This is a genomic window from Candidatus Poriferisodalis sp. (assembly GCF_965237655.1).
Classification (GTDB): domain Bacteria; phylum Actinomycetota; class Acidimicrobiia; order Acidimicrobiales; family Poriferisodalaceae; genus Poriferisodalis.
Map to the genome: position 1 here is coordinate 553,161 of NZ_CBDEGB010000001.1, position 14,922 is coordinate 568,082.

General features: G+C 67.6%; 16 protein-coding genes. 9 read left to right on the forward strand and 7 right to left on the reverse strand.

The features are described 5' to 3' along the window. Positions 1 to 15: 15 nt before the first annotated feature. Positions 16 to 1,569, forward strand: coding sequence for an ABC transporter substrate-binding protein (locus ACPXYO_RS02770; protein ID WP_423916455.1), 1,554 nt, complete (start codon positions 16 to 18; stop codon positions 1,567 to 1,569). An 89-nt stretch (positions 1,570 to 1,658) separates the two neighbouring features. Here ACPXYO_RS02770 and ACPXYO_RS02775 read toward each other — a convergent pair whose 3' ends face one another. The 3 genes from ACPXYO_RS02775 to ACPXYO_RS02785 all read right to left on the reverse strand — a co-directional run bounded on the left by ACPXYO_RS02775 (position 1,659) and on the right by ACPXYO_RS02785 (position 4,039). Then, positions 1,659 to 2,954 carry a hypothetical protein gene (locus ACPXYO_RS02775; RefSeq protein ID WP_423916457.1) on the reverse strand — a complete coding sequence of 432 codons (1,296 nt, stop codon included), beginning with the start codon at positions 2,952 to 2,954 and terminating at the stop codon, positions 1,659 to 1,661. Between the two features lie 243 nt (positions 2,955 to 3,197). Next, entirely contained in the window at positions 3,198 to 3,863 is a 666-nt protein-coding gene (locus ACPXYO_RS02780; RefSeq protein WP_423916459.1) for a HEAT repeat domain-containing protein, read from the reverse strand. Then, positions 3,860 to 4,039, reverse strand: a complete 180-nt coding sequence (locus tag ACPXYO_RS02785; RefSeq protein ID WP_423916460.1) for a hypothetical protein — start codon at positions 4,037 to 4,039, stop codon at positions 3,860 to 3,862. The genes ACPXYO_RS02780 and ACPXYO_RS02785 overlap by 4 nt, the downstream gene beginning before the upstream one ends. Before the next feature lie 72 nt (positions 4,040 to 4,111). Between ACPXYO_RS02785 and ACPXYO_RS02790 the strand changes: the two genes are divergently transcribed. From ACPXYO_RS02790 to ACPXYO_RS02810, 5 genes are all read left to right on the forward strand, one after another. After that, entirely contained in the window at positions 4,112 to 5,425 is a 1,314-nt protein-coding gene (locus ACPXYO_RS02790) for a YlbL family protein (RefSeq protein ID WP_423916462.1), read from the forward strand. Positions 5,426 to 5,597: 172 nt separating this feature from the next. After that, positions 5,598 to 6,566: a heparan-alpha-glucosaminide N-acetyltransferase domain-containing protein gene (locus ACPXYO_RS02795; protein WP_423916463.1), complete on the forward strand. Its 969-nt coding sequence runs from the start codon at positions 5,598 to 5,600 to the stop codon at positions 6,564 to 6,566. A 98-nt stretch (positions 6,567 to 6,664) separates the two neighbouring features. After that, positions 6,665 to 6,865: a hypothetical protein gene (locus tag ACPXYO_RS02800; RefSeq protein WP_423916465.1), complete on the forward strand. Its 201-nt coding sequence runs from the start codon at positions 6,665 to 6,667 to the stop codon at positions 6,863 to 6,865. A gap of 121 nt (positions 6,866 to 6,986) precedes the next feature. Next, complete coding sequence (locus ACPXYO_RS02805; RefSeq protein WP_423916467.1) at positions 6,987 to 8,714, forward strand: hypothetical protein; 1,728 nt, start codon at positions 6,987 to 6,989, stop codon at positions 8,712 to 8,714. After that, positions 8,711 to 10,372, forward strand: a complete 1,662-nt coding sequence (locus tag ACPXYO_RS02810; RefSeq protein ID WP_423916469.1) for a hypothetical protein — start codon at positions 8,711 to 8,713, stop codon at positions 10,370 to 10,372. The genes ACPXYO_RS02805 and ACPXYO_RS02810 overlap by 4 nt, the downstream gene beginning before the upstream one ends. Here ACPXYO_RS02810 and ACPXYO_RS02815 read toward each other — a convergent pair. Continuing rightward, entirely contained in the window at positions 10,369 to 11,322 is a 954-nt protein-coding gene (locus ACPXYO_RS02815) for a hypothetical protein (protein ID WP_423916471.1), read from the reverse strand. The two genes, ACPXYO_RS02810 and ACPXYO_RS02815, sit on opposite strands and share 4 nt — an antisense overlap. Positions 11,323 to 11,610: 288 nt before the next feature. On the opposite strand from ACPXYO_RS02815, the gene ACPXYO_RS02820 reads away from it, so the two are divergent. Continuing rightward, positions 11,611 to 12,885 (forward strand): hypothetical protein, encoded by a 1,275-nt coding sequence (locus ACPXYO_RS02820; protein WP_423916472.1) that lies wholly within the window; start codon positions 11,611 to 11,613, stop codon positions 12,883 to 12,885. Between the two features lie 147 nt (positions 12,886 to 13,032). Here ACPXYO_RS02820 and ACPXYO_RS02825 read toward each other — a convergent pair whose 3' ends face one another. Beyond that, a complete protein-coding gene (locus ACPXYO_RS02825) occupies positions 13,033 to 13,518 on the reverse strand; it encodes a HipA N-terminal domain-containing protein (protein ID WP_423916474.1) in 486 nt (161 codons plus the stop codon). Beyond that, positions 13,500 to 13,802, reverse strand: coding sequence for a helix-turn-helix domain-containing protein (locus ACPXYO_RS02830; protein WP_423916475.1), 303 nt, complete (start codon positions 13,800 to 13,802; stop codon positions 13,500 to 13,502). The genes ACPXYO_RS02825 and ACPXYO_RS02830 overlap by 19 nt, the downstream gene beginning before the upstream one ends. A 44-nt stretch (positions 13,803 to 13,846) precedes the next feature. Between ACPXYO_RS02830 and ACPXYO_RS02835 the strand changes: the two genes are divergently transcribed. Further along, on the forward strand, positions 13,847 to 14,002 hold the full coding sequence (locus ACPXYO_RS02835) for a hypothetical protein (protein ID WP_423916477.1): 156 nt from the start codon (positions 13,847 to 13,849) through the stop codon (positions 14,000 to 14,002). Here the strand turns inward: ACPXYO_RS02835 and ACPXYO_RS02840 are convergent. After that, entirely contained in the window at positions 13,962 to 14,462 is a 501-nt protein-coding gene (locus ACPXYO_RS02840) for an alpha-ketoglutarate-dependent dioxygenase AlkB (RefSeq protein WP_423918650.1), read from the reverse strand. The two genes, ACPXYO_RS02835 and ACPXYO_RS02840, sit on opposite strands and share 41 nt — an antisense overlap. Before the next feature lie 70 nt (positions 14,463 to 14,532). Here ACPXYO_RS02840 and ACPXYO_RS02845 point away from each other — a divergent pair, with 70 nt between their 5' ends. Continuing rightward, complete coding sequence (locus ACPXYO_RS02845; RefSeq protein WP_423916479.1) at positions 14,533 to 14,889, forward strand: hypothetical protein; 357 nt, start codon at positions 14,533 to 14,535, stop codon at positions 14,887 to 14,889. Positions 14,890 to 14,922: the final 33 nt, after the last annotated feature.

Here is a 14,922-nt window from a genome sequence, read left to right on the forward strand (position 1 = left end):
CGCCGGGACGCGTGCTTGGCAGCAGCAAAGTTGGTTGGCCGAGGCACGTTCATGGCACCGCTGGGTCTGGCGGTGCTGTTGCTGGCGGTCGCGGGCTGCTCGGGATCGCCTTCTGAACCAGCGCCAACGTTCCCGCCGCAACCGGCTCCCGCCGACGGCTTCGACGCAGGCACGTTGACCTTGGGTGTGTTGGTTGACCTATCGGGCCCAGGCGCCGGGGCGGATCGTGCGGCGCTCGCCGGCGTGCAGGCCTACTGGGCTGGGGTCAATGCTCGTGGCGGGGTAGCGCAGCTGTACTCGGTCGAGTTGTCGGTGAGGGACCTAGGCGATGTTGAAGCGGCCGCTGCCGCGCTCGAGGGGTGGGACATAGCAGCGCTGGCCTACGTGAGCGCGGGCGTCGACACGGCCGAGCTCACCAGGCCTCGGCCTCGTCGCACCTCGTCTGCTGGCCCGCCTGGCACGCCGTCTGCTGGCCCGCCTGGCACGCCGTCTGCTGACATCTCCGACACCTCGTCCATTGACACATCCGACGCTCCGTCTGTCGACATCTCCGACACCTCGTCCGGCACTCCCTCCGAAGTCCCGTCTGACGTCTCGCTCACGAACTTGCCCCTTCCGGCCGTGCCCGCGGTGGCCACGCTCGGCGGTGAGGACCTGGCCTGGGTACTCACATCGACAACGCCGGTGGAGCTGACCACGGTGGCCCTGCTGGACCGATTCCGAGCGAGCGGTCCGGGGGCGACCTGGTGCGTCGTGGTGGACGGCTCACACCTCGGCCGTCAGGTTGCGGCAGCGGCCCATGTGGCGGGCGCGGCCCGTGAGACGGTGCCGGCGATGCTCGACCTCGACGTGGGCGAGATCGAGGTGCTCGACCTGTCTGCATCTGTGTTCGACATCGCCGACGCGGTCGCCGACCGACGTTGCCGCTACGTGCTGGTCGAGGTTGCCGAGCCGCGGGTGACCGGTGTGCTCGAACAACTGCCGCCGAACCTGACCGTGGTGCGGCGCGCCACCCTGGCTGCCGAACTTGAACTGCCGACGCAGGTAGAGCTGTTCATCGACCCGGCGCCGCCGTGGACGGCCGGCCAGTCCGCTGTGATGGACGCTTTCGCCGCCGACTGGGCAAGCTTCGCCGCTGGCACGCAGCCTGTCTCGGGCACGCAGCCTGTCTCGGGCACGCAGCCTGTCTCGGGCACGCAGCCTGTCTCGGGCACGCAGCCCGACTCGCGCACGCAGCCTGTCTCGGGCACGCGGGCTGGATGGCTGTCGCAGCTGCGCCTGCACGCACTGCTGGAGGACGCAATCGCTGGCGGCGACGTGAGCCGTGAGCTACTGGTGGAGCTCTCTGGACTTATCGAGCCGGTCGATCCCGATCGCAACACGCTGCCCGGCGTGCCCCGCCTCGGCATGGACATCTCCGAGCCAGTCGGCGGCGGTCCGTTGCGCACGCTCCGTCTCTACGGACGCAGCGACGTCGGCGCAGACGCCCGCGGACTGCGCCAAGTACTCCTCTACGACGCAACACGCTTCGTGGAAGAACTGCGAGACCGCCTCAGCACCCGTGGCTAGACGCGCTTTCGGCCCTGTGGGGTGGGCGTCGGTGCGTGGGCGTGGGCGCGGGCTCGCGGCATTCTGAGGTGCCTGCCCCGAGTGTGGGGTCAGGGGGCTCGCGGCTGCCGGGCAGTGTGCTGCGGACTAGCGGGTCGTGGCTGAGCGGTTTGTCGGATTGGGGTCCAGACGCCGTCAGGGCCGGGGACGAGCCGATACCCGTACTCGTGGAGATGATGGTGGTGGGTGTGGCACAGCAACAGCAAGTTGCCCAAGTTGGTGGGGCCTTCCGCTGCCCAGTGGATGATGTGGTGGGCGTCGCAGCGTGACGGCGGGACGTGACAGCCGGGCCATCGACAGTGCCGGTCGCGTGCGATCAGCAGCCTTCGCAGCCGAAGCGGCACGGTGCGTCGTGCACGGCCGATATCGGCGCTGCCGCCGGACCCGCCCAAGACGATGGGAATGATCTCGTTGTCGCAGGCGAGACGCCGCACGGTGTCGGGCGCCAGTTCGGTCCCGGCGTCAGTCAGGCCGGCTTCGTCGGTCTGGCCGCGCAGCGCGTCGAGGCCGATGAGCACGCTGATCTGCGCTGGCGGCAGCCGCGGCACTGCGACATCCTCAGACAGCCCGGCGACTGCTCGGCCGTCAGCATCGCTGAGGGTGACGCCCGCCAGCGCATACGCCAATGCGTCGGCGTCTCGCTGGGCGGGCGTGCGCCGGCCAGTGCGCTGTCGCTTGTCGTCGTTCCAATAAGCGCGGCGCAGCGGTTCGAGCGCCGCTTCGATGCGGGCACCAGTCTCGGGATCGAATCGTGCCCACAGCTTGAGCATCCCATCGTGGTCGCGTCCCCAACCCGCCGCGCGCGCAGCCCGCTGGCGCATGAACCGCTGAGTCGGGGACTCAATGTCGTGCAGCGTCTCGGCTTCGCGGATACGGCGCCGTGTTTGGTCGGTGTCCTCTGCTGTGGCGGCTGCGGCCAGTTCGGTGCGCACGTTCTCGGGGACCCGTGCGTCGCAGATCGCTTCAGCCTGCGCGGGGTTGATGTCGCCGCCTGCGAGCGCCCCAAGCACCGTGTCGTGCCCACGGGTCTTGTGCGCGACTCGGCAAATCCGGCGCGCTTCGCGATCGGACACTCCCGTGGCGTCCCGCAACGTCAGGTGCGGCACTGCATCGGGTGCAGCACCCGAGCGACTCAACGTGTCCAGCGCGCCGAGCACCTCGACGCGATAGCCCGCCAACCGGTTCGTCATCCGCTCGATGTCCCCGAGCACATCCACGAGCCCATCGCGGCGCAACAACGAGAGCTCGCCCCCGTCCAGCCGCCGCAACGCGAGCATTCCCGGCTGGCCGCTGGACGTACCGGGAATGCTGGCCTTGCGGGCACCGCTCGAACCGTCTCTCAACATGAGAACAACCGTACGACCGGGGTGTGACAACCATGTGGGGAGGGGAGTGGCGGGTCGGCGAGGTTGGGCGGGAGTTGGGCGACGCAGAGCGGCGGGTCTGCGGTGAGGAATGGCGGGTCGGCGGGCCGGTGACGCAGTGCGGTAGGTCAGCGGTGAGGCAGGGCTGGGCCGCTGCGTGACAGTTGCGCCGAGTGGCTTGGTGGCAGGTCAGCAGTCAGGCAGGGCACGAATTCGGCAGCGCTGTCAGTGGACAGGCACGCCGAGCAATTCGCCGGCGACGGCTCGCACCTGGCGGTCACGGTCCTCGAGCGCCGCTCGCACAGCGTCGGCGGCACGGTCATCGTCGAACTGGTGCAGGCCCAGCAGCGCCCGGCGCCGGATCTGAGGACGATCCTCCATGGCGGCCAACAGGACTTCGAGCGCCATCGCCTGAGCCGCATCGGGGCCTGCGTCAGCGTCAGCATCAGCATCCAAGCCCGCGGCAATCGCACCCAGCGCCGCGACAGCACTCTCACGGCACAGCGGATCATCGTGTCCACGGGCAACCTGGCACAGCTCCTCAACCGGCCCAGGATCCCGGTCACGCTCGCCGAGCGCAGCCGCCGCAGCCTCCACCACTGACGCATCCGGATCGCTCAGCAGCCGCACAAGCTCGACCTCGACCGGTGCCAATTCCGCAGCACGGCACCGCACCGCCGCTGCCTCATCCCCCAGCGCCCGCCTGACCTGGGCGACCTGCAACTCACCGCAGCGCGCCAGTGCCCCGAGCGCCGCCGCTCGCACGGCCGCCGCGCTATCAGAAAGCAGCCGCTCGGCGACCGCAGCCTCGCCCCGGTGCCCGGCCACTACCGCCTCGAGCCGGCGCGCATAGGCATCGTCCGCCGCCTCGCCGAGCCCACCGCCACTCATCCGATGAGCGCTTCGAGCACGAGCGCCCCCACAGCCGCGCCAATGGCCACCAACGCCACCAGCGCCATAACGCACAGAGCGGTGAACGCCGCCAAGCCGACAACCGCAACCAGCCTGCGCCAGATCGCTGTCGGCTTGTACGGCCAGCGCCCCGACTTCGTGGGCCCGAACTCCATGGGCCCAATATGCACCATTGACCGGCCGAACCGCGCATGGCCCAACAAGGGCGCATGGCACGCTGTGCGCCTGTGACCGATGCGCCCGGCGGCAATCCGGCAGACGAACCTGGCGACGATCCCCACGAGGACGACGCAGCTATCGGCTGGCGCGCACTGGCCGGGTCGCTCGACGACCCGGGTTTCGCCTCGCCGCCACCGCCTGCGGCCCCTGACGCCGACCCCGAAACTCCCGACCCCGCCACCGCGCCAGCAGAACCCGAAACACAGTCACTCGACCTCGAACCCGACCCCGAAACGCCCACCGCAACGATCGCCACAGCCGCCGCCGACGAGCCCGAACCCCACCCTGAACCCACCCCGTCAGGCCACCCGCGCCCCAGGCAGTACTCACGCGCAAGCATCACCGTCGTCATCGTGCAGATCGTTCTCGCGCTGCTGATCATCGGCGGTTTCACCACCCGCCTGCTCAGCAAAGCAGTCATCGCCCCCGGCGGCACGTCCGATATCGAGGAGTTTGTCCAAGTCAACGACCACCCCGCCTACCCCTCTGACGCCTCCATCTCCCTCGTCAGTGTCCGCACCAGCTTCGGCCCGTCGCTGTTCGAAGTGATCGGCGGCTGGCTCGACGGCGCCCTCGAGGTCGTCGACATCGAGGACATCCTCGGCGAACGCACCATCGCCGAGAACCGGGAAGACGGCCGCCTCCAGATGGACCAGTCGACACAGGTCGCCGTGGCCATCGCGCTCGAGCACCTCGGCTACGAGATCATGACGCCGGTCGGCGCCCGAATCGAACGGGTCATGTCCGACTCCCCGGCCGAGGACGCCCTCCGCGCCGGCGACATCGTCCAATCCGTCGACGACACACCCATCATGACGGCGCAGCAGCTGTCCGAGACCATCAAGGCCAACGAACCCGGCACTCAAGCGGCACTCACCGCCCTCGACCCCGACGGCGAAACACGCACCGTCACCGTCACCCTGGCCGATCGTGACGGCGTCGCACTCCTCGGCGTCATCGTCACCACCCATGTCGAGTTCGCCGAGCTCCCCATCGACGTCACTCTCAACGTCGAGAACATCGGCGGCCCCTCAGCGGGCCTCGCATTCACGCTGTCGGTCATCGACGCGCTCACAGCCGAACCGCTCACCGGCAACCTCGACGTGGCCGCCACCGGCACCATCCACCACGACGGCACGATCGGGCCCATCGGCGGTGTGCCCCAGAAATCCCACGCCGTCGTACGAGCCGGCATGGACCTCTTCCTGGTACCCGCCTCCCAGGTCGAAGAAGCCGTCGCCGTTGCCGAGCCCTCAGTCACCGTCGTTGGCGTCGAATCCCTCGAAGACGCCCTCGCCGCCATCGAAGCCAATCAGTCCTGACCGGGGCCGAGCCTGAGCAGGGTGGTCTACAGGATCGTCAGGTTCGCCACGAACAGCGCTACGTCAACCACCCCTAGTGGAGCCACAGGTATGCTGCCGCGGGCTGCGTCTCCGGTCGCGCTGTCCAGATGGGGACCGCTTCGACTCGGTTCATCATGAGGCTTGGCTCATCGTGAAGACAGATCCCGACGAGCATCCGCCCACAGGCGAGCAACCGCCTCCCGCCGAACCAGACCGAACAGCCGCACCCGCAGACCCGGTGGGCCCGGAACGACCAGACATCCCTCAAGCACCACGCCGCGCCCGATTCGCATCAGTCGACACATTCCGAGGCCTCCTCCTCATGGGCATGGTCTTCACGCCCAGCACCGCCGTCGGCGACCACTTCGCCTTCCTGCGCCACGCCGAGTGGGACGGCATCACGATGAACGACTGGATCTTCCCGGCGTTCCTCGTCACCAGCGGCCTGAGCCTGTCGTTCCTGCTGCGAAACCCATCCAAACAAGCCACCTACCGCCGCCTGATCCGCCGCCTCATCCTCCTCGTTGTCCTCGGCATCGCCTACAACGCCTACGGCACCTCATGGTTCGACATCACCGAACTGCGCTTCACCGGCGTGCTCCAGATGATCGGCATCGCCGGAGCGTGCGGCGCCGCCGTCGTCCTCGCAAGCCGAGCGATGTTCGGCGCAGACAAGATGTGGCTGCTCATCACGGTGGCAACCGCCGGGCTCATCCTCTACGGCCTCGGCCTCGACCTCATCTCCTGCGAGCCGATCGGTCGCTGCAGCCCCTACCTCGAGTTCGACACAGCCATCCTGACCGACAGCCACGTCTACCGGGCCGGCCAAGCGGGATGGGACCCTGAAGGCCTGGTGCTCTCCATTGCATCGTCGGCGTTCGTCCTGTACGGCTATTCGGCCGGCATGGTCATCCGCCGCATCGGCCAGACCGACCGGCCGGGCACGGTGCTGCGAATCGGCGCCCTCGCCTCGGCGTGCTTCCTCGCCGGACTCGCCGCATCGCTGTGGGCCCCGCCCAACAAGCGCCTGCTGACCCCGTCGTTCGCCCTACCGGCCCTGCTGGTGTCAGCATCGGCCAGACCGACCGGCCGGGCACGGCACTCGCCGTCGTCTGCCTGATCTACCTGCTGATCGACACCAGCAACAGCCCCACGGGTGACAAGGTCCGGCGCCGCATCACCTGGCCGATCATCGCGTTCGGCCGCAACGCCATCATCGTGTACCTGTTCGAACGGGTCCTGCTGCACGCTGGCAAGTCCATCCACATCGGCGACCGCTCGATCGAAACCCGGCTGATGGAGGACATCCTGCCCGTCGGGGCGCCCGCAGTGCATGAGGCGTATGCCGCCGTGATCGCGTGCGTCATCCTCCTGGTGGTCGGGACCCTGCATCGACGCCGGATGTACCTGGCGCTCTAGCGGTGAAGCACCACGTGTCACACATCGGCTGATGTCAACAACTCGTCCCCGTTCATTGGCCGCAACTGAACTCGACACGAATAGGCGCCGCCGACGATGGCTCCGTCCGACGTGGCCGGCGGTGCTCGTTGTCCTGCCGCTCGCCGGACTCGCACTGCAATCTGCAGACCGGCTCAGCATCTACCTCAATGCCGGCGCAACTGGCGCCAACCCGCTCGAGGCGGCACGGCGGGCCTGGCGCCTTACCGGGAACTACCTCGACGAGGGCAGCTTCGGCCCCATCGGCCGCTTCGTCGAGTTCCTCGTGCACGGCCTCGCCATCGAAGCGGGCGACGCCCTCAGCCTGGCACCGCACGCTGCTCTGGGCGCCGTGCGTCTGGCCATGGTGGGCCTCCTTGCCGTGCTCGCGTTCAAGCTGATCGAATCGCTGCAGCGCTCTGCGCACACACACGCCGGCCGATCGTTCATCGGGCTGTACCCGCTGGCGCTCGCAGCCGCGCTGGTGGCGAACGGCCTCGGCGGGGGCCTCGCACAAGTCCCCCACACGTCCATCGGCGCTGTGGCGGTCGTGTTGGCAGTGGCGCTGGCAACCAGTCGCGACCGGGACATGGCGGTTCGACCGGTCGCCTGGCATGAGTACGCCTCCATGGCGGCCATGGGCGCAGCGGCAGCCGCGTTCGACGAGCTCGCCTACCTGGCCCCCTTCGTCGCGGCTGCCTTGTTGGCCGCACGCAGCGTGGCCTCGGGGTTGCCACCGAGGAGAGCTCTGCGTATCGCAGCAGTTCGCCGGTGGGCCGCACTGACGGCCGGTTTCGCGGTGGTCTTCATCCCTGCCCGCTTCGCCATCGCACAGAGCTGTGCCGCCGACTACGCCTGCAACGACGGCTGGATTCTCAATCTGGGGCCCGTTGCCATCGGCGCTGCGGTGGCACGGCTGGGGTCAGCGCTGCCGCTGGCAGGTTGGATTGCCAACAGCGACCGTGCCGATGCCGCCGGGCTCGACCTCGGGTTCGGGGCAGTGCTCGCCAACTCCATGCTCATCGTCGCCCTGCTGGTCCTGCTTGCACTTGCACTCACAGCAGTACTGCGAGGACGTCACCGAGCCGCCCCGAACGACGTCCCGAACCATGTCACGGACGACGTCACTGAAGACCCCGGCCCCCACGAACAACACACGCCCCGACAGCTCCGGCTCGCACTGGCCCTCGGCGGGTTGGGCGCGGCAATAGCAGGCGCCTCGTCGCTGTACGCAGGTCTGTCGTGGTGGGTGCAGCAGCTCCCCTTCGGCCTCGCCGTCAGGCAAGGATGGCGCGACACGCTGCTCGCCCAAGTCGGATGGTCGCTGATCGCAGCCGCAGTCCTCGCATGCCTCGACCTGTTTCTGCGCCGCCGCGCCGCACATGTACTGAAGCCAGTTGCGGCGCTCGCACTCGCAGTAGCTGCGGGCTTCACGCTTGTCGCGAATTGGCAGCTCGCCCAGATCGACCGGTACGACGAGACCGCGTCGGTCACCACCCTGATCTCAGCATCCACCGTGAACATGGGCCTCGCCGACAGCGCGGCCGGCATCGCAGAGCTGAACGATTGGCCCCTGCGCACCGACGGTGTCGACTACCCAGCGTCGCCGAGTGCCGTCCGCTGCCTGCTGCTGGAGGTCTACGCCGACCGCGAGGCATCCGCTCCCGAAAGCCACATCGCCGCGGAACAACTCCGAGCCGACCTCAACCGGCTCACGACTGAACGCAACGGCGTGCCCTACTGCGACCAGGCGGCCGAACCCACAGCCGCCCCGGCCGCCGCCCCCGCAGACGACTCACCAAGCACCGCCCCCGAAGCGAGCGCCTCATGACAGCGCTCACGAAGGACCGCGCCCCGCAGACAACCCGCCGCCGCACCTTGCTCGTCACCGCGGGTCCGGCCGTGTTGGTCGTGCTCCCCCTGATCGGCATGTCGCTCAAGTCCGACGAGCGCCTCCACCTCTTCCAACAGGTGTTCTACACCAACGTCAACCTGTTCGGCATTGCGCAGTACGTCGAAGAGCGCATCTTCAACTTCTTGAATATCGGCAACTTCCGGCCGATCGGGCGATTCACCGAAGTGCTGGTCCACGGACTCGTCTTCGAGTCCGCCGAAGCGACGGGCCTTACCCCGCACGTCGTCCTCGGCGTGGTCCGTGTGGTCGTGGTCGCGCTGCTCGCGGTGCTCGCGGCGAAGATGGTCAGCGCGCTCGCCCGTTCGGCCGGCGTCTCGGCCGACCGGTCACTCGTCAGTCTCTACCCGCTGGCGGTGGGCACCGTGGTGGTGGCGAACGGCATCATCGGCGGACTCGCACAGTTCCCGCACACGTTCATCGGGTCGGTCGTGCTCATCCTGGCGGCGGCGCTTGCAACCGCTCGCGACCGCGATCTCGAACCGCGTCCGCTGCGCAAACGCGAATACGCCTCGATGGCAGCGTTCGGCGCCCTGCTCGTCCTGTACTACGACGTCGCCTACTTGGCGCCCATCGTCGCAGCCGGCTTTCTTGCCGCCCGAGTGGCTGTCGCGCGGATGCCGTTCCGAGCGGCTCTCGCCACGGCGGCGGTTCGCCGTTGGACAGTGCTCAGCGCCGGCTTTGCGGCGGTGTTCATTCCCGTCCGCATCGACATCGCCCGGCGCTGCGCACCGGGTGGGTGCTACTCCGCTTCGGACCTCAGCGTCTTGCCCGAGGTGTTCGAGACGGCGCTGCCACGCTTGGCGACGGGGCTGCCCCCGGTCGGCTGGGACTACAACGCCGAGCTCGCGCGGCTCTTCGGCGTCGACGTCGGGCTCACCGGCCTCGCCACCAACGTCCTGTTGTTCCTCATGCTGGCCGCCATCGTGGGGTTCGCGGTCGCTGCCGTGGCCCGCGGCTGGCGCCCAAACCCCGAACCAGCCGTTGAGACATCCGCCGCCGACCAGCCCACCCCCGAACAACCCCGCGGAACCCACGCGCGCCTCGCTGCTGCGCTCATCGGGCTCGGGGCCTTGATGGCGGTCCTTTCGGCAACGCTCGCGGGGCTGTCGGCCTCGATGCAACGGCGTGATCTCCCGATCGGCGAGGCATGGCGAGAGGCGCAGCTGGCCCAGGTGGCCTGGTCGCTGATCATTGTGGGTTGCCTCGCGGCGCTCGACCTCGCGACCCGGTCAGAACGCACGCGCCGGGCGCTGCGGGCGGCCGTAGCCGCTGTGCTTGCCATCGGCGTGGCGTTCACGCTGCTGGCGAATTGGAGGTTCGCCGAAGTCGACCGTCGCGATCCCACGGCGGCACTCACCAGCCTGATCGCAACGTCGACGATCCATGTCGACACCACCGAAACGGGCGACCAGATCCGCTGTGCGCTCTCGGGCGGATATCGCGAGGTGACGCCCGAGAAGGTGTGGATCGCCGGCTGGCGGATGCGCAACGAACTCGATCGCTTCATGGGCGGGCGCCACGGCTTGGCGTACTGCTTCCCTCCGACGATTGAAATTCCCGAGCCCGGCTCCTAGCGGAACCGGATCCAGAAGTGCTGAATGCGATGAAACTCGATGTCTTGGCTCTCGTAGTCGCCGGGCCAGTAACCCGGATCGCCGCTCAGCAGCCATCCGTAGTGGACGGGGTGCCAGCCGACACGCGTGTTTCCCGAGATCTCGAACGCATCATGGAAGTGGTCGTAGGTCACCTCTTCGATGCGAGTCACGTTCGGGTCGTTCTTGCATGTCGGAGCGGCCTGATATCCGACGTCGAAGTCGGTGTTCCACAGCGCTTCGTGCATGGCGCCATGGTCGGCATGGGCGTAGTCGGAACAGCCGGGATAGGTGCCGTTCCAGTAGCCAGCGCCGATCAGGTTGTGGTTTCGCAACGTGTCGTTGATGCCCAGGGCGGTCCGGTTGTCACGGACCGTCGTGATCGCCCACTTCACCTCGTCGGCGGTCACATCGCCGTCGCCGAGGTTGAACCACACCACAGCAGCGATGTGCGACGTCCAGACCTCGGCAGTGAGATCGCTGACGCAGTCGCCGTCGTCGAAGCGGCATACCTCGGTTCCCAAGGAGTCGAAGGGGCCCTTCACCCCTGCGTAGGTGAAGGAAGCCGGAAGCGCGCTGTCGGTGCGTGCCATTGCTTCCATGAAGCCGAAGAACGAGTTCGTGCGAGCGGACTCGCACGACGGTGTCCACTTGCCCTGCGGCCATGGATCCGGCGGTATCTCGCCAGTGCCTTCGTCGTATCCCGGCGAGCCGCAATAGAACGTCTGCTCACCCCTGTTCAGGACAATGAAGACCTTGTAGTTGCCAGTGGAGTTCTCGATGAGCGACCACGCTTGGATTTCGTCATCGGGGTGGGGCACCACCACATAGCTCATCTTGTTCGGATCGTTCGCGCCTGCCTGAAACGTGCAGGCTGCAAGAGCAACGGCAACGGCGAGCACCATGATCAGCGTCGCTCGTGGTCGCTTCATCGCTGCTCCCAGCCTGGCCAGCACGCGGGCACACCCACGGTAGGCCCGGCATTCTGCTGATATGAGCTCGCTGATGCGGACCATCCGCCGTTGCGGTCGCTGGTTGCCGAGTGTGCTCGTGGTGCTTCCGCTCGCAGGGCTCGCATTCGTCGCGGATGAGCGTCGCAGCGTGTAGCTGAGGGCGCTCACCAATGACGCGAACCCCTTCAGGGCGGCGATGGATGCCGCCCGCGGCACCGACAACTTCTTCTCGGGGGGAACTTCCGGCCGGTCGGGCGGTTCTGGGAGATGCTCGTCCACGGCTTCGTCTACGAAGCCGGGGAGGCCACCGCCGTGGTGCCTCACATCGTCTTGGGCGCGCTGCGCCTGACCTTGGTGGCGGTGATGGCTCTCGGTGCCACAGCGATGGTCTCGGCGCTGGCGCGATCTGCCGGCGTGCGGCAACACGCCTCGCTGGTGGTGCTGTACCCGCTGGCGCTTGGCGCCGTGCTGATCGCCAACGGCACCTCGGGGGCGCTCGCCGCGATGTTCTACGACCTGGCCTATCTGGTACCGCTCATCGCCGCGGTGTTCTTGGCGGCACGCTGTTTCGCGTCGCGAATGACACTTCGGGCAGCGCTTGCCACGGCAGCAACCAGGCGATGGGTCGCCCAGGCGGCGGGCTTCGCGGCGGTGTTCGTTCCGATCCGCATCGCCATCGCATTCCAGTGTTCCGATGGCGGCTGCTATGAGGGCTCGGACCTCAGCCTGTCTGCGGACGCTTTCAGCACTGCTTGGCCGCGGCTGTTGACCGGTTTCCCGGCGATCGGGTGGCACTTCAACGCGGATCTCGCCCGTGATGCCGGGGTGGAACTCGGGTTGGCTGATCTGGCCGCCAATGCCCTGATGGCGCTCGTGGTTGTCGGGATTGTCGTCCTGGCGGCAGCAGCAGCGTGGCAGCGTCCGGTCCCGGACACCTTGGGCACGTTGCACAGCAGTGAGGCGGCAGGGGGAGGAGATGGCAGTTCGGGACGGCTTGCTGGTGTCTCGCTGCTGCTCGGCGGATCGCTGGCAGTGCTGTCAGCGTCGCTGGCCGGCCTGACGTCGTGGGCGCAGCAGCGTCAGCCTCCCGTCGGTCAGGCCTGGCGGAAAACGCTGCTCGCCCAGGTTGCGTGGTCGCTGGTCATAGCGGCCGGCCTGGCCGTGCTCGACCTTGCCCTGCGTGGCCGCGCCACCAACCGGATCGTGCGCGGCCTCGTTGCGGCCACCCTGGCCCTCGCCATGTCGCTGACACTGCTTGCGAACTGGCGCTTCGCCGAAGTCAGCCGCCGCGATCCCGTTGCTGTGCTCACCAGCCTCGTCTCGCTCAGCGCGGTCAACCTGGACGACACCCCGGGCGGCAACGCAGTGCGCTGCTCTCTTATCGATGCCTACGCCGAAGCGACCATCGGCCAGCCGGCGTGGACAGCCGGGCAGGCCATCGGCGAGAACCTCAACGATCTGACGCTCGAGCGCCGAGGCATTCCCTTCTGCGACCCCAATCGGCCACCGCCCGCGCCGCAATCCGTGCAAGACCCAGGCTGAATCACCGGGGTAGAGCACCGGTGCTCTCTTGCGGGCGCCGCCTCGGTCGCGTTCCTGACAATCGCCATCACCGTCACAGCCCTCGGCGCCTGATGGTGTGGGAGATCAACGCCCTACGTGACGACGGTGCTGTGCCCTCATCTCGGCCTACACCGAGTCAGCCTCAGTCACCGCGCTGACGGATTCTAGAAACGCCGCCGGGATCAGCTCAGCGAGTTGTTCTGCGCGTTCGATCACATCCTCGGCGGGCATCCGCAATGCGTCGGCTGTCGCTTCCCACGCTGATCTGCGGTTTGAGGATGTGCGTCGAAGGGGTTGCGCCGTACGGCTTGCCCCATCGCCCCGATTCGCGATGCAGCGCCGTGATGATGGATTCGAGAAAGCTGTCGCGTCGGACAGGTCGAACTCGTCAGCCCAACGCCGCAGGACGCGTGCGTCGTCAGGAAGCAGTCCTTGCAACCACGGCTCACTGCGTGCAGCGCTATAGGGGCGTTGCGTGACCGGCAGCGACATGGAGACCGGTCTGGCTGCGTGAGGCTGGTACACGAACCGTGCACCGAGCCGTCCGCGTCCACGCACGAGATCGGCGACATGTGTGCCGTGCAGGAGAACCGCTAGCGAGTCGCTGGACATGGCGGGATGATCGGATCAGGCGAGGATGCTCGTGCGAGCACCTCGACAAGGAGCGGGTTTTGGTCGCGGGGGGCGAGACGAACAGCGCACCCGTACACGCGAGCGAGGTCGAGCAGCACACGGCATGCGAGACCGCCTTGCCCACGCTCGGCGGCGCTGATCGTGGCACGAGTCGTCTGAGCGCGTTCAGCGGCTTCGCTCTGGCTCAGCCCGGCGGCGCGTCTGGCGTCACGCAGTGCCAAACCGAGAGCCTCAGGCGTCAGGACGTCTCGTTCGCCTCGCATGCACGAAGAATATCAATGACCAATATTTTGGTCATTCACATTGTATGAGCAGAGCAAAGCTCCCAGCCTCAAGCCTTGGCGCACTGCGCGAAACGGACCGCGTCGAGCGCAAGGAAGACCTGCGGTCGGTCAAGGTGCACCACTACACGGTGATCGGGTTCATCGTGGCGCTGTTCGTCGGGAACCTGACGATCCTGTAGACCGCCCCACAGCGCGCACCGGTTCTGTGATCGTGCGAAACGTGATGGAGACGCGTCGGTGACGCTGGATCTTCTGCCCACTCCAGTTGTCCGTTTGGCGCTTGGCGATGCCGTGGCGCCAACCCGAGCGTGCGTCTCCGTGCATGAGCAGGAGGCTGCGTGGCTCAAGCCGCTCGACGTAGTCGTCGCCGGTGGCGTCGCAGTGAAAGTCCATGTTGACCGCGGACCCCAGGCTCACGGTGGCCACGACGGGACCGAAACAATCGCGGTCGATGTGCGGAGCGATGCCTTGACCGGGCAAGTACTCGTTGATGATCGCCTGTTCGAAAGGTCGGTCGGGATCGAGTATCGCGTGTGCGAAGTTGACCCGTACGTCAATTCTTGGGCTGCGAACCGCTGCCGGGCCTCTCGCGTGCCGAAATGACTGACGTGTGTCGAAAACCGCTTGACCCGTTGGCAGCGCGGTCCCTACGGTCTCCCAATGTTGAGCGCGGGACGGCGCGCCGGTGGGTGTGTGTTCGGGGGTGAGTGTGTCGGAGGAAGATCGGTCTCGGCTCTACGCTTGGTTCCGTGAGCACACCGGCGAGCCGCTCGCGGAGTATCTGATGTCGTGCCTGGCGCCGGCGCCGCTGTCGGACCTGGCCACCAAGGCTGACTTGGAGCAGGTCGACAAGCGGTTCGAGCAGGTCGACAAGCGGTTCGATCGCATCGACCAGAGGTTCGACGCGCTCTTAGCGCTGCGCGAAGCGGACCGCGCGGAGGCGGCTGCGCTGCGCGAGGCGGACCGCGTCGAGCGCAAGGAAGACCTGCGGTCGGTCAAGGTGCACCACTACACGGTGATCGGGTTCATAGTGGCGCTGTTCGTCGCGAACCTGACGTTCCTGTAGACCGCCCCCCGCGGCACAAGGACGACCTCCTTG